Source organism: Paenarthrobacter sp. 10L420 (assembly GCF_056395385.1).
Window position 1 is genome coordinate 1003930 of sequence record NZ_JBFTJK010000001.1, and the last position, 26444, is coordinate 1030373.

At 61.1% G+C, this 26444-nt stretch carries 15 protein-coding genes, 3 tRNA genes and 1 pseudogene; 9 read left to right on the forward strand and 10 right to left on the reverse strand.

Going from position 1 to position 26444, the window contains the following annotated elements:
* Positions 1 to 128: 128 nt before the first annotated feature.
* The 5 genes from AC1DD5_RS04800 to bcp all read right to left on the reverse strand — a co-directional run bounded on the left by AC1DD5_RS04800 (position 129) and on the right by bcp (position 7524).
* Complete coding sequence (locus AC1DD5_RS04800) at positions 129 to 3344, reverse strand: efflux RND transporter permease subunit (protein WP_442017123.1); 3216 nt, start codon at positions 3342 to 3344, stop codon at positions 129 to 131.
* A 66-nt stretch (positions 3345 to 3410) separates the two neighbouring features.
* Entirely contained in the window at positions 3411 to 4916 is a 1506-nt protein-coding gene (locus AC1DD5_RS04805) for a malate:quinone oxidoreductase (RefSeq protein WP_477520683.1), read from the reverse strand.
* Between the two features lie 79 nt (positions 4917 to 4995).
* Positions 4996 to 6663, reverse strand: a complete 1668-nt coding sequence (locus tag AC1DD5_RS04810; protein WP_477520684.1) for an ABC transporter substrate-binding protein — start codon at positions 6661 to 6663, stop codon at positions 4996 to 4998.
* A gap of 242 nt (positions 6664 to 6905) precedes the next feature.
* Positions 6906 to 6987, reverse strand: a tRNA-Leu gene (locus AC1DD5_RS04815).
* Positions 6988 to 7050: 63 nt separating this feature from the next.
* A complete protein-coding gene (gene bcp, locus AC1DD5_RS04820) occupies positions 7051 to 7524 on the reverse strand; it encodes a thioredoxin-dependent thiol peroxidase (RefSeq protein ID WP_477520685.1) in 474 nt (157 codons plus the stop codon).
* 85 nt (positions 7525 to 7609) lie between these two features.
* On the opposite strand from bcp, the gene AC1DD5_RS04825 reads away from it, so the two are divergent.
* Positions 7610 to 8068 (forward strand): MarR family winged helix-turn-helix transcriptional regulator, encoded by a 459-nt coding sequence (locus tag AC1DD5_RS04825; RefSeq protein WP_477520686.1) that lies wholly within the window; start codon positions 7610 to 7612, stop codon positions 8066 to 8068.
* Positions 8069 to 8119: 51 nt separating this feature from the next.
* Here AC1DD5_RS04825 and AC1DD5_RS04830 read toward each other — a convergent pair.
* The 4 genes from AC1DD5_RS04830 to AC1DD5_RS04845 form a co-directional block, all read right to left on the reverse strand.
* A tRNA-Lys gene (locus tag AC1DD5_RS04830) sits at positions 8120 to 8192 on the reverse strand.
* 194 nt (positions 8193 to 8386) lie between these two features.
* Positions 8387 to 8462, reverse strand: a tRNA-Lys gene (locus AC1DD5_RS04835).
* Between the two features lie 119 nt (positions 8463 to 8581).
* On the reverse strand, positions 8582 to 9727 hold the full coding sequence (locus AC1DD5_RS04840; RefSeq protein WP_477520687.1) for a PQQ-dependent sugar dehydrogenase: 1146 nt from the start codon (positions 9725 to 9727) through the stop codon (positions 8582 to 8584).
* A gap of 71 nt (positions 9728 to 9798) precedes the next feature.
* On the reverse strand, positions 9799 to 10755 hold the full coding sequence (locus AC1DD5_RS04845) for a sunset domain-containing protein (protein ID WP_477520688.1): 957 nt from the start codon (positions 10753 to 10755) through the stop codon (positions 9799 to 9801).
* 231 nt (positions 10756 to 10986) lie between these two features.
* On the opposite strand from AC1DD5_RS04845, the gene ilvD reads away from it, so the two are divergent.
* The 8 genes from ilvD (at position 10987) to metG (ending at position 23842) form a co-directional block, all read left to right on the forward strand.
* Positions 10987 to 12708 carry a dihydroxy-acid dehydratase gene (gene ilvD / locus AC1DD5_RS04850; protein ID WP_477520689.1) on the forward strand — a complete coding sequence of 574 codons (1722 nt, stop codon included), beginning with the start codon at positions 10987 to 10989 and terminating at the stop codon, positions 12706 to 12708.
* Between the two features lie 290 nt (positions 12709 to 12998).
* A complete protein-coding gene (locus AC1DD5_RS04855; protein WP_477520690.1) occupies positions 12999 to 14903 on the forward strand; it encodes an acetolactate synthase large subunit in 1905 nt (634 codons plus the stop codon).
* A 2-nt stretch (positions 14904 to 14905) separates the two neighbouring features.
* Positions 14906 to 15418 (forward strand): acetolactate synthase small subunit, encoded by a 513-nt coding sequence (gene ilvN, locus AC1DD5_RS04860; protein ID WP_216923893.1) that lies wholly within the window; start codon positions 14906 to 14908, stop codon positions 15416 to 15418.
* A 100-nt stretch (positions 15419 to 15518) separates the two neighbouring features.
* Positions 15519 to 16544 carry a ketol-acid reductoisomerase gene (gene ilvC, locus AC1DD5_RS04865; protein ID WP_442017130.1) on the forward strand — a complete coding sequence of 342 codons (1026 nt, stop codon included), beginning with the start codon at positions 15519 to 15521 and terminating at the stop codon, positions 16542 to 16544.
* Between the two features lie 266 nt (positions 16545 to 16810).
* Positions 16811 to 18406 carry a phosphoglycerate dehydrogenase gene (gene serA, locus AC1DD5_RS04870; RefSeq protein WP_442003913.1) on the forward strand — a complete coding sequence of 532 codons (1596 nt, stop codon included), beginning with the start codon at positions 16811 to 16813 and terminating at the stop codon, positions 18404 to 18406.
* A gap of 210 nt (positions 18407 to 18616) precedes the next feature.
* Positions 18617 to 21427, forward strand: a complete 2811-nt coding sequence (locus tag AC1DD5_RS04875; RefSeq protein ID WP_477520691.1) for an FtsX-like permease family protein — start codon at positions 18617 to 18619, stop codon at positions 21425 to 21427.
* Positions 21424 to 22179, forward strand: a complete 756-nt coding sequence (locus tag AC1DD5_RS04880; RefSeq protein WP_224090846.1) for an ABC transporter ATP-binding protein — start codon at positions 21424 to 21426, stop codon at positions 22177 to 22179. The genes AC1DD5_RS04875 and AC1DD5_RS04880 overlap by 4 nt, the downstream gene beginning before the upstream one ends.
* 103 nt (positions 22180 to 22282) lie before the next feature.
* Positions 22283 to 23842 carry a methionine--tRNA ligase gene (metG, locus tag AC1DD5_RS04885; RefSeq protein ID WP_477520692.1) on the forward strand — a complete coding sequence of 520 codons (1560 nt, stop codon included), beginning with the start codon at positions 22283 to 22285 and terminating at the stop codon, positions 23840 to 23842.
* A 119-nt stretch (positions 23843 to 23961) separates the two neighbouring features.
* Here the strand turns inward: metG and AC1DD5_RS04890 are convergent.
* A pseudogene (locus AC1DD5_RS04890) lies at positions 23962 to 26443 on the reverse strand (ABC transporter permease).
* Between the last annotated feature and the right edge of the window lies 1 nt (position 26444).

Consider the following 26444-nt stretch of genomic DNA (forward strand, 5'->3'; position numbering starts at 1 on the left):
TTCTCCCTGCCCGTGGTCCCGGGCTCTGTAAACAGTGTATCTCAAACTAGATGCATTTGCATGTATCAGTTCCTGTAACAGGGCAGGGCCGGGAATTGTTCCCGGCCCTGTTGGCTGCTGATGCGGCTCTACTCCGCGGGGTTGTTCGCCGCCCGGCGTCCCGTAATCCGGGGCACCATGCCGGTGGTCCAGTCGACGAAGTCGTCGTGGCCGTTCCCGCCATTTCCCGTATCCGGCGTGACTTCGGGGCGGTGCTGCAGCTGCTTCAGGAGTTGTTTTTTCTCCCGGCGTCCTTCCACCAGTTTGTAAAGGACGGGGACCAGGATGAGTGTCAGCGCCGTTGAAGACACCAGGCCACCGATCACGACGATTGCCAGCGGCTGCGAAATGAACCCTCCGCCACCGGTGAGGCCCAGGGCCATAGGGGTCAGCGCGAACACTGTGGCCAATGCCGTCATCAGGATGGGTCGCAGGCGTTGGCGGGCGCCGTGGGTGATGGCATCGGCCACGCTCATGCCCGGTGTGCCGTTGTGTGGTTTGCGGTACTGGTTGATGAGGTCGATCAGAACGATTGCGTTGGTGACCACGATGCCAACCAGCATCAGCATGCCAATCAGCGATGGCAACCCCAGGGGAACGCCCGTCGCCAATAGCAAGCCCACAGCGCCTGTCGCGGCGAAGGGAACAGAAACCAGGAGGATCAACGGCTGCACCAACGATTTGAAGGCAGCCACCATGATCACGTAGACGATCGCGATCGCAGCCAGGAGAGCCAAGCCAAGCTGACGGAAGGACTCCGCTTGCTGCGTCGTAGCACCACCAATGGCGGCCGTTACGCCGGCAGGCAGCTCAACGGACGCCAACCGCTTCTGCACTTCGGTGCTGACGCTGCCCAGATTGGAACCCGAGGGCGTCACGGTTACCTTCGCGGTCCGCTGGCCGTTGCTGCTCGTGATGGACACAGGCGCATCGACTTGTTCGACGGTGGCGATACTCTCCAGCGTCACGGGACCACGCGCCGTCGGGAGTGGCAGTGCCCGGACTGAGGTGATGCTGGTGAAGCGTGTCCCTTTTCCAATTTGGACGGGGTAGTCGTTGGTCTCGATGCGTACTGTCCCTGCGGGGACCGGGCTGACTGTCGATGCCAGGAAGGCACCCACTTGTTCCTCCGTCAGTCCGGCTGCCACTGCCTTCGCCCGATCCACGCGCACCTGGACTACGGACTGGTTCGCGGCGAGGTTGGTGGACACCTCGGTGCTGCCGGGAACGTCCTGCATCGCCTTTACCATGGCGTCACTTGCAGACTGAAGATCAGCCGAGTTTGCGGCCTTGATGGTGATGTCCACGGTGGATGATGTGCCAAATCCGCCCTGCTGCGAACCCACACTGATCTTGCCTGCGGCGCCCTGGAGCTTGGAGCGGACATCATCCTGAAGCTTCTTCTGGTTCGCTTTCTCGTCCGTAACGATCGTGAAGGTCGAGTTGGAGGAGCCAGTTGACGTTAGCGCGGCGAAGCCAGACTGGGCGTTACCAGAGGTCACCTGGACGTCTTTGATGCCCTCCATGCCTCGGAGCATGTCCTCCACCTTGGTGGCTTCAGCGCTGGTAGCCTCCAGGCTCGTTCCTGCCGGAAGGACCTGACGCACTGTCATGCTGTTCTCGCCGGATCTCCCCAGCAGGTCTGTGGCAAGCAGCGGCGACACCGCGAGCGTTGCCACCAGCACCAAGGCCGCCGCAGACAAGGTGAGGACGGGGTGCTTCTGCGTCTTCGCGAGGATAGGTAAGTAACCTCGCTGGAGCCGACTCCGCTGTTCGGCCTCCCGGGCCTTCGCTGCAGCCTCCCTGCGCGTCATTGCTGATTCGGCATCTGGCCGAGGCGAAGGAAGGAACCAGTAAGCCAGGACGGGAACGATCGTGAGGGAAACCAGCAAGGATGACAACAGGGCGATGGTTACCGTCAGCGCAAAGGGCCGGAACAACTCACCTGCCAGATCGCCCACGAACGCGATGGGCAGGAAAACGGCCACGGTGGTCAACGTGGACGCAGTGATGGCGCCGGCAACTTCCCGGATGGACGTCAAGATGGCGGCCAGCTTGTGCTCGCCATAACTCAAATGGCGCTTGATGTTCTCAATCACCACGATCGAATCATCAACGACCCGGCCAATGGCGATGGTGAGCGCACCAAGAGTGAGGATGTTCAACGAGTAGCCCGTGGCGGAAATGCCAATGAACGTGATCAGGAGGGAAAGGGGGATGGACACGGCCGTAACCAGCGTGGACCGTACGGACATCAGGAAGACCAGGATGACAGCGACGGCAAATCCCAGGCCCAGGAGCCCTTCAGTAGTGAGGTCCTTGATGGACTTCTCTATAAAAGGAGCCTGGTCGAAGACGGGCGTGAACGCAGCGTTGTTCCCCAGCTCCGCCTCCATCGGCGCAAGCGCATCCCGCACCGCATGCGAAATCGCCACAGTGTCGCCTTCGGGCTTCTTGGTGACTGACAGCGCAAGTGTTGGCTTGCCATTTGTGCGCGTGATGGATGTGGCAGGGTCGTCTTCGATGCTGACGTCGGCAACAGTTCCGATGGTGGCGGAATCTTTTGCGCCCGATATCGGCAAGCCCTTGATGACTTCAAGGGAATCAACCGGGCTGCCCAGTTGCAGGGATAGGGTTTTGCCCTGGTCCTCTAAGGTGCCCACAGGAACCAGCGTGCCGTTGTTCTTCAGTGCGCTGCTGATCGACTGGATGGACGCACCCTTCGCCGCGAGATCGGCAGGACGGGGCTGGATCAGGATGTGCTGCTTGGAGCCGCCAGTCAGATCGGCGCCGCGGACGCCGTCGATCTTTTGCAGTCGGGGAACGCTCAAGCGCTGGAGGTCGGCATTGAGTTCGCTGAGTGGTTTGTCAGAGGAGACAGCCAGGAACACGATGGGAAAGTCGCTGATGTTGCCGGCAATGGATTGCGGCTCGACGTCGGCCGGAAGCACGCGTTTGGCGTTGGAAATCGCGCGGTCGATCTGGTTCCGTGCACGGTCAAGGTTGGAGCCGTACGTGAACACCATGGTGATCTGCGAAACACCGTTGCGGGATGTGGAGGTGGTGGACTCAAGTCCCTCGACGCTGTTCAGGGCCGTCTCAAGGGGCCTGCTCAGCTGCTTGTCCACTACTTCGGGAGAAGCGCCGGGCATGGACGTGATAACTGTGATCTGCGGGAACTCGATCGAGGGAATAAGTTCCTGCTTGAGCGAGCCCATGGTGATCACGCCGAACACCGCCGCAAAGACGGTGATCAGCGCGATCAGGGCACGGTTTCCCAGGGACAAAGTGGCCAGACGGAACATTGCATAGTCTCCTGAGATCTACGGAACAATTCGGCTGACGGGAACCCGGCCGCAGCCCCGGCCGGCTTAGCCCTGGAGGGCGTTGGCCACTTCAAGTTGCAATGACCGTGCAGTGCTTGCCTCAAGCTCGGCGGCAAGCTCAGGGTTCTCGTTAAGCTTCACGCCATAGCCCGGCATCATGTCCTTGAGCTTGGACTGCCAACCCTTGAAGTTCTTGGGGAACGTCTTCTGCAGCAGTTCAATCATGATCGGAACAGCAGTGGAAGCTCCCGGAGACGCACCCAGAAGGGCGCCGATGGAACCGTCGCGGGACGCGATGACCTCAGTACCGAACTGCAGGATGCCGCCCTTTTGCGGGTGCTTCTTGATGATCTGGACACGCTGGCCTGCAGTGATCAGCTCCCAATCATCGCCAACGGCCTCGGGATAGTACTCACGCAAGGACTCCACCTTCGCCTCGTGGCGCTTGGCCACCTCTTTGATGAGGTACGCCGTGAGGTCCATGTTGTCCTTGGCCACCGCCAGCATCGGAATAATGTTTCCCGGGCGGATGGACAGCGGGAGGTCAAGGTAGCTGGAGGTTTTCAGGAAGTTCGTGGAGAAACCAGCGTACGGGCCAAAGAGGAGGGAACGCTTGCCTTCAACAAACCGGGTGTCCAAGTGGGGGACGGACATGGGTGGGGCGCCAACGGAAGCCTGGCCATAGACCTTGGCGCTGTGCTGCGAGGTGATGGAGTCGTCGGTGCAGCGGAAGAACTGGCCGGATACGGGGAATCCGCCGTAGCCCTTGCTTTCCGGAATGCCCGAGGCCTGAAGCAGGTGGAGTGCTCCACCGCCGGCTCCTACGAAGACGAACTTGGCGTGGATGCGGCCGTGCTCACCCGACTTGGGGTGTTTGAGGGAAAGATCCCAACCGCCGCCTGATGCACGATGGATGTTGGTGACGTCGTGACCAAAGTTGACCTCGGCGCCAGTGTTCCGCAGATAGCCGGTCAGTTCGCGGGTCAATGCGCCGAAATCGACGTCGGTGCCTTCCGCCGCGCGGGTGGCGGCAACGCGCTGCTTGCGGTCCCGGCCCTTGACGATGAGGGGCGCCCACTTGGCGATCTTGTCCTGGTCCTCGGTGTATTCCATGCTGCGGAACAGCGTGTTGGGCTTGAGGGCCTCGTACCGGGTCTTCAGGAAGTTCGCGTGATCATCGCCGATGACGAAGCTCATGTGCGGAACAGTGTTGATGAAGCCCTTGGGGGAGCCAATGACATTGCTGTCCACCAGATGGGACCAGAACTGGCGCGAAAGCTGAAACTGCTCATTGATGTGGATGGCCTTGGAAGGATCCACGGAGCCGTCCTTGGCCGCGGGGGAGTAATTAAGCTCACACAGCGCAGCATGTCCGGTGCCGGCGTTGTTCCATGGTCCGGAGCTTTCGAGTCCCGCTTCGTCGAGTCGTTCAAAGAGGGAGATGGTCCAGGTGGGTTCGAGTTGCTTGAGGAACGCACCAAGGGTGGCACTCATGATTCCGCCGCCAATAAGGACGACGTCGGCATGTTGAGTCTTGGAAATGAAGGTCACGATCAATCTCCGTTAGCGGCGGCACTGGCTGTCACAGAATATCCCCGCGCAGACGCAATACTGAAATTGCAGGGAATCGTCAAGGCTTTAAGCGGACGTTTGTGAAAACTTCGTTGAGGACAGGTGAAGCGGGGTAACTTTCCACCTTGTCGGACAGGGCCAGCGCAGAGATAGGGAAGGCTATGGGCACGGCCGGTACCGACGCCGCTATCTCGGCATTGATGGACTGGTACTGGGTGTTGCGGTCATCGCCGTTGGGCAGGGCGCGGGCTCGCTCGATCTTGTGGAAGACTTCCGAATCCGTGTATCCGAACTCGCCCCTGGGCTCTCCGAAAAGCGGGCCCAGGAAGTTGTCAGCATCGGCATAGGAGCCATTCCAGCCCAGGAGGTGCAGTGCGTGGTCGCCAGGGGACTGCACCTTTTGAAGATAGCCATCCTCCCAGTCCACGGGAACCGGCTTGATGTTGATTCCTACGGCAACCAGTTGGCGGCTGATCTCGGCGTAGATCTTCTCTGGTGTGGGCATGTAAGCCCGAGTGGCGTTCAGCGGATAGTAGAACTTCAGTTCCTCGCCCTTGTAGCCGGCCTTCTCCAGAAGCTCCTTGGCCTTCTCAGGGTTGTATCCCAAAGAAGGGGCGTTGTTGTTGAAACCACTGAGCTTCGGGGGAACAAATTGTGAAGCTTGCGCCGTGTTGTCGATGAAGAACCTGCGGATCAGTGATTCCTTATCAATAGCCATCTCGATGGCCTGGCGGACCTCCAGCTTGTCCAACGGTGCAACCGCTTGGTTCATACCGAGGTACATCACCGAGAACGGGTCACGCTGGATGATCTGGACACCCTTTTTGACAAGTTGATCAAAGGTTCCGGACGTCACGAGATCGTAGGCGTCGATCTTGCCGTCAAGGAGCGCTTGCTGGCGCGTTTCTGCGTGGTCGTAAGGAATGAAGTTGATAACGCCGATTTGGCCCCTGTTGCCCCAGTAGCCCTTGTAGCTGGCCAACGTGATCTTGTGTTCGTCCCAGGCCGTGAATGCGTAAGGACCTGTCCCCACCGGATGGCTGGCGTAGGCGGACACCGCCTGGCCATTTTGCACCTTGTCCAGGACGTTGGCCTTCTGCCCTTCAAGGGCGGTGGGCGAGGAGATCGCAAAGGCGGGCAGCGTCAGGGCCTGCAGGAAACCAGTGAAGGGTCGGGTGAGGTTGATCTGGACGTTGCTGGCGGAAACAACCTTGCAGTCCTTGAAGATCGAAAACACTGGCTCGTCCGAATAGGCTTTGAAGACGTTTTGGAAAGAGATCCCGGGCGCTTGTTTCCTCAGGTCGGCGGGAAACGTAAACCAGCGGTTGAAGTTGGCGCAAACGGCGGCGGCATCGAACGGAGTTCCATCATGGAAAGTTACTTTTTCACGGAGCTTGAAGTCGTAGCTCAGCCCGTTGTTGCTGTCTTTCCATTCCGTGGCGAGCAGCGGGGTAGTCTGCCCGGTGGTGCCGTCCACGCCTACAAGTCCCTCAAGGACCTGTCGGGTCACACGGTATGACTCCGAATCCGCTGTCATCGCAGGGTCGAGCCCCAGCGGCATGGATGCTGTACCGAAATTGAAGGTAGCCTTCGGCTCCGCAGCTGCCGTGCTGCTTGCCGATGATGACGCTGCGGGCCCCGGCGTTCCGGTACATGATGCCAGTCCCAAAATCAGCAGGACTGCCGTGAACGGTATTCCCAGCCGCCGTATCTTGCTGCTTGCCACTCTTGTCCCCTCAAGCCGGTCGGAAGTGCTGTGGCCGGCTTCGGCCAGACCGCATTCCAGTCTAGTTGAACGCCCCCGGTGCCGGTTCGGGCGTGTTGCGGGGCAAAGTCCCCGTCTGCTTGAGGAAAAACACCCCCGGTCCGAATGAAATGCTCAGTGAACCGGGGGTGTTTGAAGAATCCGTGGTTCTTCACCACTGTGTTGCTGCCGTGTTGCTCCAACTGCTGTTGTTCCAACTGCTGTGCGCAAGGGGGGACTTGAACCCCCACGCCCGAAGGCACAGGAACCTAAATCCTGCGTGTCTGCCAATTTCACCACTCGCGCTGGCTGGCCACTGGACTGCCCTATGGGCTGACCGGAGCCTTCTTCCGGCCTCCAGTGTACCCGCTACTTGTCGAGTTTGAGGTCGCGGCGAAGCTTGGCGACGTGCCCTGTGGCTCTGACGTTGTACTGGGCCAGGTGGACCTTTCCGTCCGGGTCCACCACGATCGTGGAACGGATCAAGCCCATGTACGTGCGGCCATAGTTCTTTTTCTCGCCCCAGGCGCCATAGGCCTCGGCCACCGAATGATCTTCGTCCGAGAGTATGCGAAACGTCAGTTGTTCTTCCGCCGCAAACTTGGCGAGTGCCTTGACTGAATCCGGAGAGACTCCTACTACTTCATAACCCGAAGCCTGCAGGGATGCGAGGCTATCCCGGAAATCACAAGCCTCTTTGGTACAGCCGGGCGTCGATGCTGCCGGATAAAAATAGACAATCGTCTTACGTCCACGGAAGTCCGAAAGACTGACGTCGTTGCCATCTTGGTCTTGAAGAGTGAAGTCCGGGGCTACGCCACCGGGAATAAGACGTTCCGCCATAATTTGCTCCTTGCTAACGTTCGCGACTCCCCAGTTTAGTGGCCAGAAGCAACGGCAACAGCCTCCACGCGCATATACTGTCGGCATGCCAGATATGGAGAGATGGCCCACGACGCGATTGCTTTCAACGGCTGCGCGACTCGTGGAAATCTCGTGGAATGAAAAATTGAAGAACATCGGACTGACGCATGCCGGCGTGATCGCCATGGAAGTCCTTGCTGCAAAAGGGCCCATTACACAGGCTGCTTTGGCTGAAGTTGCCAGGGTCAAGGCGCAGACCATGGGCACTACTCTTGCAAGGCTTGAGCTGCACGGGCACGTAAGTCGTCAGCGCAGCGACTCGGATCGTCGCAGTCACGTTGTGACGCTCACAGACGCCGGCTCCGCAGCTTTGGCCGAGGCAGTGCGGCTTGAGCAGGACGTGCTCGCCCTGGTTCAGGTCGACACCGCCCGGCTGCGCGACGAACTCAAGATCGTGGTCCGGGGACTTGCCGGAATGCCTGCGCTCGACCGCCCAGCGGGGGACGCCAACCCTCAGGCTTGAATAAGAAAAGGCTCCGGATCGTAGCAACGATCCGGAGCCTTTCCTATTCTGTGCACCCCCCGGGACTCGAACCCGGAACCCATTGATTAAGAGTCAATTGCTCTGCCAGTTGAGCTAGAGGTGCAGCTATTGTTTCGGTCAATACGAAGGAGTCATATTCTCCATTGACGTCCGCAACGACAGATAACTCTACACCACTTTTTGACGGCGGCTAACCAGAATTATCCCGGCGTGATGCATTCCACGAAGAGCAGTGTTCGAGCGGAACAAGGCAACGAAAAAAGGCCCTGGAGTGAATATCACTCCAGGGCCTTTCGTTGGTGCACCCCCCGGGACTCGAACCCGGAACCCATTGATTAAGAGTCAATTGCTCTGCCAGTTGAGCTAGAGGTGCAGCTGTTGATTTCGACCCAAACCCGGGGGCTTTTGTTCCCTCGGCGATCTCCGCAACGACATGTAACTCTACACGACTTCGGCGGATGAGGGAAATCGGCGGCGCCAAGGGTCCTGGGTTCACGAAGAGCGCCTCAAAATCAGCGCAAAATCAGGGTTTCTGTTGTTGCTGAGGACCCACAACGTCCCGTCGGGAGCCTTGGCGACATCCCTCAGCCGACCATACTCGCCTGTGAAGTAAGCCACAGGTGAACCCGCCTTGTTGCCGTTGAGCGGGATGGCCCAAAGCCGTTGGCCGCGAAGGGCTCCGGTGTAAGCCACGCCGTCGGCAATTTCCAATCCGCTGGGCGATGCGTCTGAGGTTGAAGGCCAAACAACTTTGGCGTCGATGAACCCGCTGCGGCCGGGGGCTCCTGTCACTGTGGGCCAACCATAGTTGCCGCCAGGGGTAATGAGGTTTAGTTCGTCGTCCACGTCCGGACCAAACTCGCTGGCCCACAACCTTCCTTCGTTGTCCCACGCCAAGCCCTGAACATTCCGGTGTCCATAGCTATAGACAGGGTTTTCACCGAACGGGTTGCCCGGAGCAGGGCGTCCTTCGGGAGTCAGCCGCAGGATCTTTCCACCCAAGGCGTGTGTATCCTGTGGCTGTTCCCGGCGCTGCGAATCGCCGGTGCCCACATACAGGAATCCGTCAGGGCCAAAACGGATCCGGCCACCGTTATGGGTAGAAGCCTTTGATATGCCGGAAAAGACCACTTCAGGGCCGCCAAGCCTCAAAGCGCCTCCCGGCTCTTCCGACAAGTGCATTCTGGCGATCCGGTTGTCGGTGGCTGACGTGAAATAGGCGTAGAGCCAGTGGTCACTGGCGAATGCAGGAGACAAGGCAAGGCCCAGCAGGCCGCCTTCACCACCAGGTTCGACGCCGGCAACCTCGCCAATGGTTGTGGCCCCGCCGTTACGAATGCTCTTGACCTGGGCCGAATCGCGTTCGGACACGACGGCTGTGCCGTCCGGCAGGAAGACGATGGACCAGGGCAGCTGCAGGCCGGCGTCGACCTTTTGCTGTACCTCCAGTTTTCGTGGGACAGCAGGCGGCGCTGACTCCGATGCAGGGCCCGTCCCTGGCGATACGGGGACACTGGAACTGATGGAGCCCTCAGGCGTGGCGGCCGAACCAGGCGACGACGGACTACCCGTGCAAGCCGCTGACAGGCCCGCCAGTAAAAGAGCGGCCAGAAGCCTGGCCGAAGTTCGGGCGGGCATCAACCCGCAGAAACCGGTGGCGGGTCGGCCGTCAGCTCTTACTGCACCTCTGCCCATATCGCTTGTTCCGTTTAGTGCCTGTTCCTTGGGGGAGGGCGGAACCCGGCCGCTTCCGCATGTGCGGCCGATTCAAACCACACATCGGCGGTGGCTTCGTCATAGCCCGCGGCATCTTCATCGTGATAGGTCATGGTTGAAGCGTCGGCCTTCACCGGGTAGCCCTCGGGGCCGCTGCCGTCTGCTCCGGCGCTGGCTGAGCCAACCCCATATGGATGTTCAGCCGCGAGATGGCCCGTTGGTGTCATTGAATCTTCGTCGTCCATTTCAGCAGCCGCGGTCTCGGCGCCGGCGAGGGTGGCTGAGTGTGCATCCGTGTATTCGTGATGGTGGATCGCAGTGCCGCCTGCGTCAGTCCACGAGGATTCCCACTCAGCTTTGTCTGCTGCGTTGGTGTCCGCTGACTCCTCCACCTTTGGCGTATCATCTGCGCGCGTCACGTCATCCGCCGTCACTCCGTCCCCGGAGCCGGAAGCCGCTGGCTCAGAAATCGCAGGCTCGGCCGCCGGGGGTTCAGATGCTGGCGTTCCGGCAGCCTCCCAGTCATCGACATCACCGGCAGTGACCTGTGCATCCGTGTCCACCACTGGCTCATCGACCACTGGCTCGTCGACCTCCGGCGTTTCAATCACAGGTTCGTCCACCGGCGGTCCAGCCTGAGCTTCGGTTTCGACGCGTGATTCCATGCTGGATTCGACGGGGCCGCTGCCCTCAGCCGCTGCCTTCCCCATATTCGTAACCCCAGCCAGGCCCGCTACGCCAGCCACCGCCGCGGCTGTATCGGGCATCGACATCGTGTCGCTGGGTTCCATGGCAGCTGGTGCGGCAGTGCCTGTCCGTCCGGGAGTCCCGGTGCCAGGGGCAGTGCCCAAAGGTCCAGTTGAGGAATTCCTGGCGTTGTTGCGGCTCAGGAGCCACCAAACAATCGCGACGATCAGCACAATAACAATGACCCAAATCAACCAGTCCATGGTGAGGCCCTTCTGCTCACAGGGTGCAGTTAGTGGTATTTCCGACGTTACGTGGCTGCTAATGGGGTGTCCAGCGTTTAGGGGCCGTCCAGCCTGGGTTGTGATGGAGTTGGTGATCCCATGAAAAGGGGCTCAGATTTTCCGCGCTGACGAGGAAATATTCTTACCTTCGTGCTTAACCCGGGAGGATTACGTCGTGGGCCGCTGCCGTGGACACATAGACTTTGGACCATGAGCGACGCCACCCAAATTGCGACAGATACCAAACCGGACATCAAGCCCCGCAGCAGGGTCGTAACCGACGGAATTCACGCCGCGCCCGCGCGTGGCATGTTCCGTGCGGTGGGGATGGGGGATGACGACTTCGCCAAACCACAAATTGGTGTCGCCAGTTCGTGGAATGAAATTACCCCCTGCAACCTGTCCCTCAATCGTCTTGCGCAGGGCGCCAAGGAAGGTGTCCACGCCGGTGGTGGATTCCCTATGCAGTTCGGCACCATCTCCGTCTCGGATGGTATTTCCATGGGCCACGAGGGCATGCACTTCTCGCTCGTTTCCCGCGAGGTCATAGCCGATTCCGTGGAAACGGTGATGCAGGCCGAGCGCATTGATGGCTCGGTGCTCCTTGCCGGGTGCGACAAGTCCCTCCCCGGCATGCTGATGGCTGCGGCCCGGCTGGACCTCGCCTCGGTATTCCTCTACGCCGGATCGATCATGCCCGGTTGGGTCAAGCTCGAGGACGGCTCGGAGAAGGAAGTCACGCTTATTGATGCCTTCGAAGCCGTCGGCGCCTGTGCCGCAGGCAAGATGAGCATGGAGGACCTCACTCGTATCGAAAAGGCAATTTGCCCGGGCGAAGGTGCCTGTGGCGGTATGTACACGGCCAACACGATGGCATGCATCGGTGAGGCGCTGGGAATGTCCCTCCCGGGTTCGGCCGCTCCGCCCTCGGCAGACCGCCGTCGTGATGACTTTGCACGCAAGTCCGGCGAAGCTGTGGTGAACCTGCTTCGCCTCGGAATCACCGCCCGCGACATCATGACCAAGAAGGCGTTCGAAAATGCCATCGCGGTCACCATGGCGTTCGGCGGATCCACCAACGCAGTCCTGCACTTGCTAGCCATTGCCCGCGAAGCCGAGGTGGAACTGACGTTGGACGATTTCAACCGCATTGGCGACAAAATCCCGCACCTCGGTGACCTGAAGCCCTTCGGTCGCTACGTCATGACTGATGTGGACAAGATTGGCGGCGTGCCGGTCATCATGAAGGCACTTCTCGACGCCGGGCTGCTGCACGGCGACTGCCTTACCGTCACCGGCAAGACGCTTGCCGAGAACCTTGCCTCGATCAACCCGCCGGACCTTGACGGAAAGATCCTTCGGGCACTGGACAACCCCATCCACAAGACCGGTGGTATCACCATCCTCCACGGCACCATGGCTCCGGAAGGGGCCGTGGTGAAGAGCGCCGGCTTCGACGCCGACGTCTTTGAGGGCACAGCCCGCGTCTTTGAGCGCGAGCAAGAGGCCCTCAACGCACTGGACAATGGCGAGATCCACAAGGGCGACGTTGTGGTCATCCGCTATGAAGGACCCAAGGGTGGTCCCGGCATGCGCGAAATGCTTGCGATCACCGGTGCCATCAAGGGCGCTGGACTGGGCAAGGATGTGCTGCTGCTGACCGATGGCCGCTTCTCCGGCGGGACCACCGGTTTGTGCATCGGCCACGTTGCGCCTGAAGCGGTCGACGGCGGTCCCATCGCCTTCGTCCAGGACGGTGACCGCATCCGTGTGGACATTGGAGCACGTTCATTCGACCTCCTGGTGGACGAAGCTGAGCTTGAAGCCCGCAAGGTTGGCTGGGAGCCCCTTCCAGCGAAGTTCACCAAGGGTGTTTTGGCCAAGTACGCAAAGCTGGTCCACAGCGCCTCGACCGGCGCTTACTGCGGCTGATGCCGGACCCCGGACTCCCCGGCCTTGGCAGGGGAGTCCGGCAGGCGGACAGCCCTGTCCATATGGTGAGATACGATGGTGGTCAATTGACACGTATCTCACTTAGAGGGAACACTGAACGCATGATCTCATTCGTTACCGTCGGCGTCGTCGTACTTACCAAGCGCGTGGCTTAGCCCGACTGGTAACGAACTGTCACGCGCAACCCCTCGAAAAGCCGCAAGGCTGAGGGGTTTTTTTATTCCCCGAAGCAAGACCCATCAACTGAAGATCCACTAAGGAAGAGTCCGATGAGCAAAGGATCGCCGATCAGCCCCTCGCTGATGGCTGCAAAGTCCGCTGGAGTCCCAAAGGCTCCGGAAAAGGTCGACCGAACGGCTGAGGCCGTCGTCGTCGACACTGCTGCACCTCTCTCTCCTGTACTTGGGCCGAACAACGTTGTACCCCCAACGGTGATGACCGGCTCGCAAGCAATTGTCCGTTCGCTCGAAGAACTCGGCGTGGACGATATTTTCGGTTTGCCCGGTGGCGCGATCCTGCCCACCTACGACCCCTTGATGGCCTCCAGCATGAATCACATCCTGGTCCGTCACGAACAGGGAGCCGGCCACGCCGCGCAAGGCTACGCCATGGTTACCGGACGGGTTGGCGTTTGCATCGCCACCTCGGGACCCGGTGCCACCAACCTCGTTACCGCCATCATGGACGCCCACATGGACTCCGTGCCGATGGTAGCCATTACCGGCCAGGTCGCCAGTGGCGTCATTGGTACGGACGCGTTCCAGGAAGCGGACATCGTGGGCATCACCATGCCCATCACCAAGCACTCCTTCCTGGTAACCGATCCCAACGACATCCCGCATGTCATGGCCGAAGCCTTCCACCTTGCTTCTACCGGCCGCCCGGGACCCGTCCTGGTAGATATTGCCAAGGATGCCCAGGTAGGCCAGATGACCTTCTCGTGGCCGCCGAAGGTTGACTTGCCAGGCTACCGTCCTGTGGTCCGTGGCCACAGCAAGCAGGTCCGTGAAGCTGCCAAGCTGATCGCAGCCTCCCGCAAGCCCGTTCTCTATGTGGGTGGCGGTGTGGTCAAGGGACATGCCTCTGCCGAACTCATGGAATTGGCCCTGGCAACCGGAGCGCCGGTAGTCACTACGCTGATGGCCCGCGGCGCGTTCCCGGACTCGCATCCCCTCCACGTTGGAATGCCGGGCATGCACGGTTCGGTATCTGCGGTTACCGCCCTGCAGCAGGCAGACCTCCTCATCACCCTCGGCGCCAGGTTCGATGACCGCGTCACCGGTGTGTTGAAGACCTTCGCTCCTTTTGCCAAGGTGATCCACGCGGACATCGATCCGGCGGAGATCTCCAAGAACCGGACGGCCGATGTCCCGATTGTCGGTTCCGTGAAGGAGATCATCCCGGAACTGACCGAGGCCGTGAAGACGCAGTTCGAGCTCAGCGGCGCACCGGATCTGGACTCATGGTGGGCGTTCCTGGGCAATCTGCGCGACACCTACCCCTTGGGTTGGACTGAGCCCGAGGATGGACTAACGGCCCCGCAGCGCGTGATCAAGCGCATCGGCGAGCTCACAGGTCCGGAAGGTATCTATGTGGCCGGCGTTGGCCAGCACCAGATGTGGGCTGCGCAATTCATCAAGTATGAGCGTCCCCACGCCTGGCTGAACTCCGGTGGAGCCGGAACCATGGGATACTCGGTTCCGGCAGCAATGGGTGCCAAGGTTGGTGAGCCGGACCGCGTGGTCTGGGCCATTGACGGTGACGGCTGCTTCCAGATGACCAATCAGGAACTGGCCACCTGCGCCATCAACAACATCCCGATCAAGGTCGCCATCATCAACAATTCCTCGCTGGGCATGGTCCGCCAATGGCAGACACTGTTCTACGAAGGCCGCTACTCGAACACCGATCTGAACACCGGCCACGACACCGTCCGCATTCCGGACTTCGTCAAGCTTGCAGATGCGTATGGTTGTGCTGCACTGCGTTGTGAGCGGGACGAAGACATCGATGCCACCATCCAAAAGGCACTGGAAATCAATGACCGTCCTGTCGTGATCGACTTCGTCGTCAGCCCCAACTCGATGGTGTGGCCGATGGTCCCCGCAGGTGTCAGCAATGACCAGATTCAGGTTGCCCGCAATATGACCCCGGAATGGGAAGAGGAGGACTAGGCATGAGCCGCCACACACTGTCCGTTCTGGTCGAAGACAAGCCCGGCGTGCTGACCCGCGTAGCCAGCCTCTTCGCCCGGCGCGCGTTCAACATCAACTCACTGGCTGTGGGACCCACTGAAGTTCCCGGCATGTCCCGCATGACGGTCGTCGTCGATGCCGACGGCGACCTCATCGAGCAGGTCACCAAGCAGCTCAACAAGTTGATCAACGTGATCAAGATCGTTGAACTGACTTCCGAATCTTCCGTACAACGCGACCACATCCTGGTCAAGGTACGTGCGGATGCCGCGACACGCCTGCAGGTAACCCAAGCTGCAGACCTGTTCCGTGCCGCCGTCGTCGACGTGTCTACAGACTCGTTGGTGATCGAGGCAACCGGTACCCCCGAGAAGCTCGCTGCACTGCTCTCAGTGCTCGAGCCATTCGGCATCCGTGAAATCGTGCAGTCCGGCACCCTGGCCGTTGGACGGGGATCCCGCTCCATGAGTGACAGGGCGCTCCGCTCCGCGTAGGAAACAGGCAAGGCCTGCGTTAGCATGCCATGCCGAGCGTTGCGTCCAGTACCGCAGCACCACATCAATATCCAGAAACCACTCAAGAGGAGTTACGCAAGTGACTGAAATGTTCTACGACGACGACGCAGACCTGTCGATCATCCAGGGCCGCAAGGTTGCCATCGTCGGCTACGGTTCCCAGGGCCACGCGCACGCACTGAACCTGCGCGATTCCGGCGTCGAGGTTGTTATCGCGCTGAAGGAAGGGTCGAAGTCGACCGCCAAGGCAGAGGACGCAGGCTTCACGGTCAAGAACGTTGCCGACGCCGCTGAATGGGCCGACGTCATCATGATCCTTGCGCCGGACCAGCACCAGCGCGCGATCTACAACGACTCCATCAAGGACAAGCTGACCGAAGGCAAGGCACTCGCCTTCGCCCACGGCTTCAACATCCGCTTCGGCTACATCGAGCCGCCCGCAGGCGTCGACGTCATCCTGATCGCTCCGAAGGCTCCGGGCCACACCGTGCGCCGCGAATTCGAAGCCGGCCGAGGCATCCCGGACATCATCGCTGTTGAGCAGGACGCATCCGGTTCCGCTTGGGAGTTGGCTAAGTCCTACGCCAAGGCCATCGGTGGCACGCGCGCCGGTGTCATCAAGACCACCTTCACCGAAGAGACCGAAACGGACCTCTTCGGCGAGCAGTCCGTCCTTTGTGGCGGCGTTTCCCAGCTGGTCCAGTACGGCTTCGAAACCCTCACCGAAGCCGGCTACCAGCCGCAGATCGCCTACTTCGAGGTCCTTCACGAGCTCAAGCTCATCGTTGACCTCATGTGGGAAGGTGGCATCGCCAAGCAGCGCTGGAGCGTCTCCGACACCGCAGAGTACGGCGACTACGTTTCCGGCCCCCGCGTCATCACTCCCGAGGTGAAGGAAAACATGAAGGCTGTCCTCGCGGACATCCAGAGTGGTGCCTTCGCCAAGCGCTTCATCGAGGACCAGGACAACGGCGCCGTCGAGTTCAAGGAACTGCGTGCCAAGGCAGAGCAGCACCCGATCGAAGAGGTTGGTCGCGAACTGCGTTCCTTGTTCTCCTGGCAGCAGCAGGACCAGGACTACGTCGAAGGCTCCGCAGCCCGCTGACCTTTTGCCCAGTGCCCTGGGCACTGAACCGACGCCCGTCCGGCAAACAAAGCCGGGCGGGCGTCGCTGTTTCGCAGCCGCTCCTCCCAACACAGCGTCCTGTGAATTTCTTCACAACAACCTCAACGGGGCCGTAACATCGTTCACCGGCACCGGAATCCTTGCCCAGGTTCGATATTCTGGGCTGGTCCGGCGTCGTGTCCGGCCCCCGCATCCGCTCCTTGTCCAGTACTGTCCCAAAGTTGTCCAAAGTAAGGTGCCACCCCGTGTCAGCCACCAAACCCGTCGTCCTCCTCGCTGAGGAACTTTCACCCGCCACCGTCGAGGCATTGGGCCCGGACTTTGAAATCCGCCAAATCGACGGCGCCGACCGTTCCCAGCTGCTGTCCGCCATCGCCGACGTCGACGCAATCCTGGTTCGCTCTGCCACCCAGGTTGATGCCGAGGCCATTGCCGCTGCGAAGAACCTTAAGGTCATCGCCCGTGCCGGGGTGGGACTGGACAACGTGGACATCAAGTCCGCGACGCAGGCCGGTGTCATGGTGGTCAACGCACCGACGTCCAACATCGTTTCAGCAGCCGAGTTGACGGTAGGCCACATCCTGAGCCTCGCCCGCCACATTCCCCAGGCGAGCTCCGCGCTGAAGAACGGTGAATGGAAGCGTTCCAAGTACACCGGCATCGAACTCTTCGAGAAGAAGATCGGCATCATCGGCCTGGGCCGTATCGGCGCCCTCGTGGCAGCCCGCCTGCAGGGGTTCGAAACCGAGATCCTGGCGTACGACCCCTACATCACGGCCGCTCGTGCCGCACAGCTCGGGGTCAAGCTGGTCACCTTGGATGAACTCCTGGAAAACTCCGACTTCATCACTATCCACATGCCCAAGACGCCCGAGACTGTGGGCATGCTTGGCGCCGACGCCTTCCGCAAGATGAAGGAAACGGCCTACGTCATCAACGTTGCCCGTGGCGGCCTGGTTGATGAGGAAGCCCTCTACATCGCCCTGAAGGAAGGCCAGATTGCCGGTGCCGGCGTGGATGTCTTCGTCAAGGAACCCAGCACGGATCTGCCTTTCTTCGAACTGGACAACGTGGTAGTCACCCCGCACCTCGGCGCATCCACGGACGAGGCCCAGGAAAAGGCTGGTGTCTCGGTGGCCAAGTCCGTACGCCTTGCCCTTGCCGGTGAGCTCGTGCCGGATGCTGTGAACGTTGCAGGCGGTGTGATCGCTCCGGACATCCGACCGGGCATCCCGCTGATCGAAAAGCTCGGCCGGATCTTCACGGCGCTGACCCATGCGTCGCTGACCCAGATCGACGTCGAGGTTGCCGGCGAGATTGCCGCGCTGGACGTCAAGGTGCTTGAGCTCGCTGCCTTGAAGGGCGTCTTCGCCGATGTCGTCACGGAGCAGGTCTCCTACGTCAACGCCCCCGTCATCGCAGAGCAGCGCGGTATCAATACCCGCCTGATCACCACCCCGGACGCCGAGGACTACCGCAACGTCCTCACGATCCGTGGTGCGCTCAGCGACGGTTCCCAGATCTCCGTTGCCGGTACCCTGACCGGACCCAAGCAGGTGGAGAAGCTCGTCGGCGTCAACGGCTATGACGTGGAAATCCCCATCAGTGAGCACCTGGTGGTGGTGGCCTACGCGGACCGTCCCGGTGTCATTGGCACCATCGGCCACATCCTGGGCATGAACAACATCAACATCGGCGGCATGCAGGTTGCACGCCAGACCGAGGGGGGCCAGGTGCTTGCGCTCCTGACAATCGACAGTTCTGTTCCGCAGCAGGTACTGGAAGCCATCAAGGCGGGCATTGGCGCGGACATGGTCCGCGAGGTGGACCTGGAGGACTAGGACTGCTCCTCATCAGCCAAGTTCGCGTGCCGGAGACACACCACTGACACGCAACGGTGGCCGGTCTGCTTACAATGGCTTGGTCCGGGATTCGGACCCGGCAGCAGGCCGGCCACTACTTTTTGCACATAGAGCCCGGGATTCCTTTGTGTTTTTCAAGGATTCGCGGAGCATGTGTGCGCGCCCGCAATCAAGGTCTCAGGGAGCCCAATGAACGCCGTCCAAAGGTTCATCAGAAGCCGTGTGCTGCTGCTGACCGCGGCCATTTTGATCGTCGCGATGTGCTTGTCCGTCCTAGTCCAGAGCCAGTCACAGGCCGCTCTGAACAGGACTGTGGATGAGAACTCGCGGGGACTCTACGACATCCTGGTCCAGGCGAAGCCGGACCCCTCACAGGACGGGGACGGCGGCGCACTGATCCAGCCGGAAATTGCCAATGGGCAGGGCGGCATCAGCTTTGAGCAGCTGGAGAAAATCCGCACCATGGGCCAGACTGCTGTCGCTGCCCCCATCAGCCTTGTTTCGCGGGTTTCTCAGAACCTCGAGGCTCCGCGCCTCAATGCCATGGACTACCTTGGGTACAACGCAGGCCTTGCCGGTGGAATAACTGCAGGTGACCCCTCGGCCATGGACTCCAGCAAGTGGCCCGCAGCTGAATCTGTTTTGTCCGACACGCCCAAGAAGTACCGGCTGACGGCCTCCGCCACAAGCTCAGATGGCGTCAACCAGCAGACCCTTTTCAAGACCAGCGCCGAAGGCACCCTGGGCAAGGGCCGTTTGATCCAGGAACAAGCTGCTGGTGGTTCGAACGTCCGGATTGCAGGTCCGGACGGCGAGACCGGGATAAAGTTCCCGGCTCCAGCACTCGGATCGGAGCACAACCTCTTCAATCTTTCGGTGGCGCTTCCACTGGCGCCGGAGGTGACGGAATCCGTCGTCGCCGTCGATCCTGCCTCCGAGCGGGCGCTCTTGGGCTCCGCAGGTGATTTCCTTGCACCCTTGGAGAAGGCTCCGCCAGCGGACGCCCGCAATGCAGGCGCTATTGGCCGGCATTTCGAAAGCCTCTTCACCAGCGGCCTCAGCATGAACCAGCTTGAAGAAGGACCTGATTTCCTCGGTGTGAAGCTGAAGTACTGGGCTCCCTTGATGACGCAGTACCAGCAGGCAAAGCGTGACGGACTGCTGACCGATGACTCCCAGGCCATTCCGCTGATTGTCCGCTCGGGAACGTCGCTGGATTTGAAGTACTCGGTCAAGATCGAGGAAATCGACAACAACGGCAAAGTAGTCAAGGATGTCGGTACTGCAACGCGGTCCCTGGACAAGGACTACCTGCCGTTCGTTTCCAAGGCCCCGTTTGCCCTTGAATGGCCGGGTTCCACGGATCACAGCCAACTCCTGGGCAGTACTGCCTCCTTCAGCCAAGGGCTCTACAACCCGGCGACCTGGAGTACAGCTTTTGCTGCAGCCCCGAAGTACAAGGAGGGCGACGAAGCCTCCAATGGTGCTTCGGACAAGACGGCAACGCCGGGGGATTGGGTGACAGTCAACCGGCTTCCGGAAAAGTCGTCCTTCGGCGCAGCCGTGGACCAGACCCAGCGCAAGCCTGTGGACGAGCGCTCCTACCGTGAAGACCTGGAAACCGGAAAAAAGCCCGCGACTCCCATGCCGATGGTGTACGGCACGTTTAACCCGGCAGACGTTCAGGCCGCGGCCGGTGACGTCAACAAGCTCCCGTTGGGTGGCTATGACCCAGCTCCGTTGACACTGAGCAAGGACGCCGAGGGCAAGGACGCCAATGGCACTGTCCTGAAGCCATCACTGAGCGCCACAGGTCTGGTCAGCCAGTCCGCCGGCGCCATCACTGACTACTACGGCCTGGCCGCAGCCCGTGGCTATGACACCAATGCCGACGTCATCGATGCCATTCGTGTCCGCGCCAACGCCACCGGAACGTGGAAGCAGGCCCAGCCGGACGTTGAAAAGCTGGCCGCCCAGATCCGTGAACTGGGCCTTGAAGCGACCGTCGTGGCGGGTTCCGCCCGCGAAGACGCCAACATCTTCGTCCCTGGGTACAGCAAGGACGACGCCGGCAAGGAATCTCCGCTGGGCACAGTCAAGCAGTCCTGGGTTCGGCAGGACGCGGCTGACGCCGTTTCGGGTTCGCTGACAGGCACCAACATCACCCTCCTCTTCCTGACGCTTCTTGGCGCCACGCTCCTGACTGGTGCCTCGACCGTCAGCTACATCCGGCAGCGCCGGAGCGAAGCAGGCATCCTGAGGGCAATGGGCTGGACGCAGAAGCGCGTCAGGTCCTGGGTGCTCGAAGAGTTCGCCGTGGGCGCGGCTGCCCTGGCTGCGGCAGGGATCATCTTGAGCCTGCTCAGTTGGAACCTTGCCACTGTGATCGTCTCAGTGACCATGCTCATCATCTACGTGGGCGCTGCGTTGCTGGCTGCCCAGCAACTGCGTCACCGCGTGGAGGTAGACCAGGAACCCCAGCATGATGAACGCCTCGTCACTGTTGATTCGCCCCTGACGTTCGCCAACAGGCAGCTCACTACCAACCGGTTCAACTCTGTTTCGCTGGCCGTGGCCGTAGGCGTCTTCGGTGCCGCAGTCGGCGCCTTGATCGCACTGTTGATCGACATCCCCCGGGCAGCAGGAGCCAGTGCCTTGAGTGGGCTGGCCGCCGCGAGCATCGCCTTGCCAAGCGTGATCCTCGCTGTGTTCGGCGTAGTTGTGGGTCTGCTGCTCACACTCGTGACCGGGCGGTTCGAGCTCCACGCCAAGCGCGAGTACCTGGGCACTTTGCGTGCCATGGGCTGGAACCCGGACATGCTGGGCCAGGTCCGCTTCTTTGAAAACGCACTTGTCGGCACTGTGGCGCTTCCCTTGGGCGTCCTTGGTGCCCTTGGACTGGGGCTGCTCCTTGCTCCGTACGCAGCACTCTGGGCCGGACTGGCCGGGCTGCTGGCCGTAATTTGCTGGATTCCGATTGCAACGAAAGTAGTCAAATGACTGACAACCTCAACCCCGAGCTGACGGCGACCCCGGAATCCACGGACGAGTCGCTGCAGACACGTGCCAACACCATCGTCCGGGCATCCGACCACGCCACACCCTTGGAGCTCAGCCGTGTCACCATCCACTACGGCGGAGACAAGGGCGGCGCCGAGGAAGTCGACGTCGTGGATGACTTCAACCTCACCCTGCACGCAGGCGAGATGCACTGCATCGCCGGCCGAAGCGGCTCGGGCAAGACCAGTATCCTGACCGTCAGCGCAGGGCTGACCCTGCCGACGTCGGGCACCGTGTTTTGGGAAGGCCAGTCCTTGGCGTCCATGGGCGACGACGAGATCGCTGACCGGCGTCGTGCCTTGATTGGCTATGTCGATCAGGGCGGCGCCTTGATCGACGGCATGAGCGCCCTCGAGAACGTGCTGCTTCCCGCCGTGCCGGATGGAGAAGTGGAACAGCGTACGGAGATGGCCAAGGACCTCCTGGACCTGGTGGGCCTCGGACGCCGCATGCGGCACCGTCCCGCCCAGCTTTCCGGCGGTGAACGGCAGCGCGTGGCCATCGCCAGGGCCCTGATCCTGGGTACCCGCGTGCTGGTGGTGGATGAGCCCACCGCCAGCCTGGACCGTGCTGCAGCCAACCGCATCATTGGCATCCTGAAGGACACAACGAACGATGGCATCGCCGTGCTCGTGGCTTCACACGACCACGAACTGGTCCGGCTCAGCGATACGCTGACCGAACTGAACTAGTCCGCAAGACTGCTCCTTTGCCGGGATATCCGGCACAGACCGGACCGGCCGTCATTTGCGGCCGGTTCAGTCATTCCATCCGAAAAAAAGGTAACTTCTTAGAGTGACGTCTGCAGAGAAATCCCCGTTCTACATCACCACGGCTATCAGCTACCCCAATGGCGTGCCGCACATCGGACACGCCTACGAGGTCATCGCGACTGATGCCATGGCGCGGTTCAAGCGCCTCGACGGCCATGAGGTGTTCTTCATGACCGGCACGGATGAGCACGGGCTCAAGATGCAGCAGTCGGCCGAGAAGGAAGGCATTACGGCCAAGCAGCTCGCCGATCGCAACTCGGCGGCCTTCAAGCAGATGAGCCAGGACCTGGGCATCTCCCATGACCGCTTCATCCGTACCACGGACGCGGACCACTACACGGCGTCGCAAGCCATCTGGAAGAAGATGGAAGCGAACGGCGACATCTACTTGTCAAAGTACGAGGGCTGGTACTCGGTCCGCGACGAAGCGTATTACGTTGAGGACGATACCGTCGTCAAGGAAGATGGCCTGCGCTACTCCAAGGAGACGGACACCCTGGTCACCTGGACAGCTGAGGAGAGTTACTTCTTCCGCTTGTCCGCTTACCAGGAGAAACTCCTGGCCCTCTATGAGGCTCAGCCTGAGTTTGGTGCGCCGCAGTCCAGGTTCAACGAGGTCATCAGCTTTGTGAAGCGTGGGCTTGAGGATCTCTCCATCAGCCGCACCACCTTCGACTGGGGTGTCCCTGTCCCGGGCGATGAGAAGCACGTCATGTACGTCTGGGTGGATGCCTTGACGAACTACCTCACCGGTGCCGGATACCCGGACGTCGAGTCCGAGTCCTTCAGGAAATTCTGGCCAGCCGATGTCCATGTCATCGGCAAGGACATTTCCCGCTTCCATGCGATCTACTGGCCGGCCTTCCTCATGAGCGCAGGCCTGGCATTGCCCAAGCGCGTCATGATCCACGGCTTCCTGACCAACAACGGCGTGAAGATGTCCAAGTCCCTGGGCAATGTTGTCGCGCCGCAGGACTTTGTGGCGCAGTACGGGCTGGACCAGTGCCGCTTCTTCTTCCTCCGGGAAGTCCCGTTTGGCGCCGATGGCAGCTACAACCATGAGGCAATCGTGGGCCGCATGAACTCGGACCTGGCCAACAACTTCGGCAATCTTGCCCAGCGTTCATTGTCCATGGTCGCGAAGAACTGTGAAGGCAAGGTTCCCGTCCCCGGAGAGTTCACGGCCGAGGACCACGCCTTGCTCGCCAAGGCCGGAGAATTGCTGGCTACCGCCCGGGGCGCTTTTGACAAGCAGGAGTTCAGCCGCGCTCTGGAAGCTATCTGGACGGTGCTGGGCGACACCAACGCCTACTTCGCCGATCAGGCCCCGTGGGTGCTGCGGAAGACCGACGTCGAGCGGATGAATACCGTGCTGTACGTCACCTTGGAAGTTGTCCGCATCGTGGCGATCCTCGCCCAGCCGGTGATGCCTTCCTCGTCCGCCAAGCTCCTTGAGGTGCTCGGACAGCCCGAAGGCGATGCCAGGCAGTTTGCTGCCATCGCCACGCCGATCGTCCCGGGAACTGAACTTCCGGCTCCGGCCCCGATCTTCCCGCGCTACGAGGAACCAGCGGAAGCGTAGGCACCATTCGCTCTCTCACATAGCAGCCTTAAAGCAGAAATGCTCTCTCACATCCTCCCGTTCAGGAGAAGGAAGTGAGAGAGCATTTCTCATTGGGCAGGTTTGATGTGGGAGAGGGATTAGGCCGTGGCCAAACCCTCCACGGGGGACAGCCGCGCTGCACGATGGGCAGGAATCACGGAGGCCAGCAAACCCGCCACTACGGCTACGCCGAACACCGTAGCGAGTTGCAGCCACGGAACTGCTGGCACAACATCAGCCACACCGCCAAGAGCGGCCTGGGCGCCCAGCCAACCATAGACGACGCCGATGCCCGCACCCAGGACTGCGGCCACACCGGCTACGAGCACGGCCTCGATCGCGAGCATTCCCCGGAGTTGGCCCGTCGTCAGGCCCAGTGCCCTCAGCAAGGAGCTCTCCCGCGTTCGTTCAAGGACGGAGAGGGACAACGTGTTCGCCACGCCGATCAGCGCAATCACCACGGCCACGCCCAGCAAGCCTGTCCACCAGCAACAGGACATCGATGATGCTGTTAAAAGTCACACGCTCGATGGCAGCGCCACTGACAGTGCGTTCCTGCACGCCCAAGGCTGTGGCCACTTCCTTCTGAATGGCCTGGACACGGTCCGCCGATACCGAGTCGTCCAGTTTCACCCACACCATGCCGGGCATTTCCAGCAGGGGAGTGGAAGCAAGACTGGACTTCTCAACGAATGGCGGAATATGGCGCGTCCGCAGGACTTTGGCATCCAGCGATACGAAACCGGCCGCCGTCGAGATCTTCGCGGGTCCGCCTCCGGAGTCCTCGGGCAGGAAGACGGTACCGGGCCCCGGCTGCAGTGCGCCGTCGCGCAGCACGGACGCGGCATCGGCCGCGGAGATTGCATAGATGGTATTTCCGCCATCAGGGGTGGCCTGCGCAAGAGTCCCGACTGCCGGGAGCAGGACTGCCGTATTGACGCCGTCGATTGCCTTGATGCGGGATACGGCCGCATCGCCGGAGCCGATGGCATCCGCCGCGGTCATCGCTGCGAGGTCCACCGGATAATTTTCAGCGAGGGTATCGTCGAAAGCTTGCCGTGAGGTTGCGGCGCCGGTCATCATCAGGGACACCAGTGTGACGCCAATCAGCAGTGCGGCGGCGGTAGCCGACGTTCGGGCGGGGTTGCGCGTGGCGTTGACTGCAGCCAGCTTCCCGGGAACACCCACAGGCGCGGCCAAGCGGCCTGCCACGGCCACCACCGTGGGGATGAACAGGGTTGAGCACAGCAGGATCCCGACAAAGGAGAGGGCTCCGCCGAACAAGGCAATCAGCAGTGAGACTGTGGTGCTGCCGAAAATCAGCAGTGACGCGCCTCCGAGGAGAGCCACCAGACCCAGAATCAGGCGGACCTTGCCGCGCCGGTTGCCAACAGCAGCGTCGTCGGCGGGCCTTAGGGCAGCGAGGGGAGCGACGGCGGTAGCGGCTTTGGCGGGGACGAGGGCTGCGATGACGGTCAGCAGCGTTCCGGCCACAAGGCCCGCGATGATTGCCGACGGTGGTACAGCCAGGGTGGCAAAAGCCTGTTCAGGCTGTGTCTTCGCCCAAGCGATGAGCCCGTACATGAGGGCGGTTGCGGCAAGCACGCCCAGCACGGAGGAAATGAAGCCGACCACCAGGGCCTCGAGCATGACGGATCCGCGGATCTGGGACCGTCCCGCTCCGAGGCACCGAAGAAGCGCAAGTTCCCTTGTTCGCTGGGCTACCAGCACCGAGAATGTATTGGCCACCACCAGAGTGGAGACGAGGATAGCGACGCCGGCAAAGGCGAGCAGTACCACTGTGAGTTGATCCTGGCCGGCGCTCAGCATGGCGACCGTGGATGTGACCTTCTCCTGCGCGGTTTCCAGGGTGGGGGCATCGGCGCCTGCCGCTTCCATGCGGTGCGCGATGTACTCCTTCGCTGCGGAGACGTCTTCGCCGGGTTCGAGGATGAATTGCAGTCCCGAATAGCCTGCTCCGGCATCCTGCACAGCGTTCAGGACAGACTCGGAAGCGACAAGCTGGGCCGCCGAGGACGAGAAGGGATCATTCGTGGCCTGAATCAGGCCGATAACTTTCACCTTGGCGTTCTTGACGTTCTTGGCGTTCTTGACGGGTCCGGCACCGTGCAGCTCAAGCGTACTTCCAACAGTGAGTCCGAGATGCTCTGCGGTCTTGACGTCGATGACGGCTTCCTTGGCCTGCGACGGCATGGAACCCGAGGACAACACGGCGCCCTCCAAGGAAGCCGGTGCCGTGTTTCGCAGCCGGCCCTGCTGCTCACCACCGCCGGCGACGAACGTCACGTACGTGGAGCGTTCGGCGTAGTGGTCCTTGACTGCGGGTGCAGACGTCGCGGCATCCACCGCAGCCTGGCTGAAGGCCTCACCGTTCTTGGATGTAGCAATAAGATCGGCGTTTCGATAGGCCTCGCCGATGCTGGCGCCAAGTGAAGCATTGGTGCTCGCGCCCACCATAAGAGTGGCGGAGAGGAACATAACGGACAGCATCACAGCGAGCCCGATTGCGACGAATCGTCGGAAGTGCGTCGTCAGTTGGGAGACAGCTACGCGCAGCATG

Bases quoted from the DNA above. Each gene is read 5' to 3' on its own strand.
- AC1DD5_RS04855 (WP_477520690.1), top strand. From the start codon at position 12,999: ATGAGCAAAGGATCGCCGATCAGCCCCTCGCTGATGGCTGCAAAGTCC.
- AC1DD5_RS04800 (WP_442017123.1), bottom strand. From the start codon at position 3,344: ATGTTCCGTCTGGCCACTTTGTCCCTGGGAAACCGTGCCCTGATCGCG.
- AC1DD5_RS04875 (WP_477520691.1), top strand. From the start codon at position 18,617: ATGAACGCCGTCCAAAGGTTCATCAGAAGCCGTGTGCTGCTGCTGACC.
- AC1DD5_RS04880 (WP_224090846.1), top strand. From the start codon at position 21,424: ATGACTGACAACCTCAACCCCGAGCTGACGGCGACCCCGGAATCCACG.
- AC1DD5_RS04825 (WP_477520686.1), top strand. From the start codon at position 7,610: ATGCCAGATATGGAGAGATGGCCCACGACGCGATTGCTTTCAACGGCT.
- AC1DD5_RS04845 (WP_477520688.1), bottom strand. From the start codon at position 10,755: ATGGACTGGTTGATTTGGGTCATTGTTATTGTGCTGATCGTCGCGATT.
- AC1DD5_RS04840 (WP_477520687.1), bottom strand. From the start codon at position 9,727: ATGCCCGCCCGAACTTCGGCCAGGCTTCTGGCCGCTCTTTTACTGGCG.
- bcp (WP_477520685.1), bottom strand. From the start codon at position 7,524: ATGGCGGAACGTCTTATTCCCGGTGGCGTAGCCCCGGACTTCACTCTT.
- ilvD (WP_477520689.1), top strand. From the start codon at position 10,987: ATGAGCGACGCCACCCAAATTGCGACAGATACCAAACCGGACATCAAG.
- ilvN (WP_216923893.1), top strand. From the start codon at position 14,906: ATGAGCCGCCACACACTGTCCGTTCTGGTCGAAGACAAGCCCGGCGTG.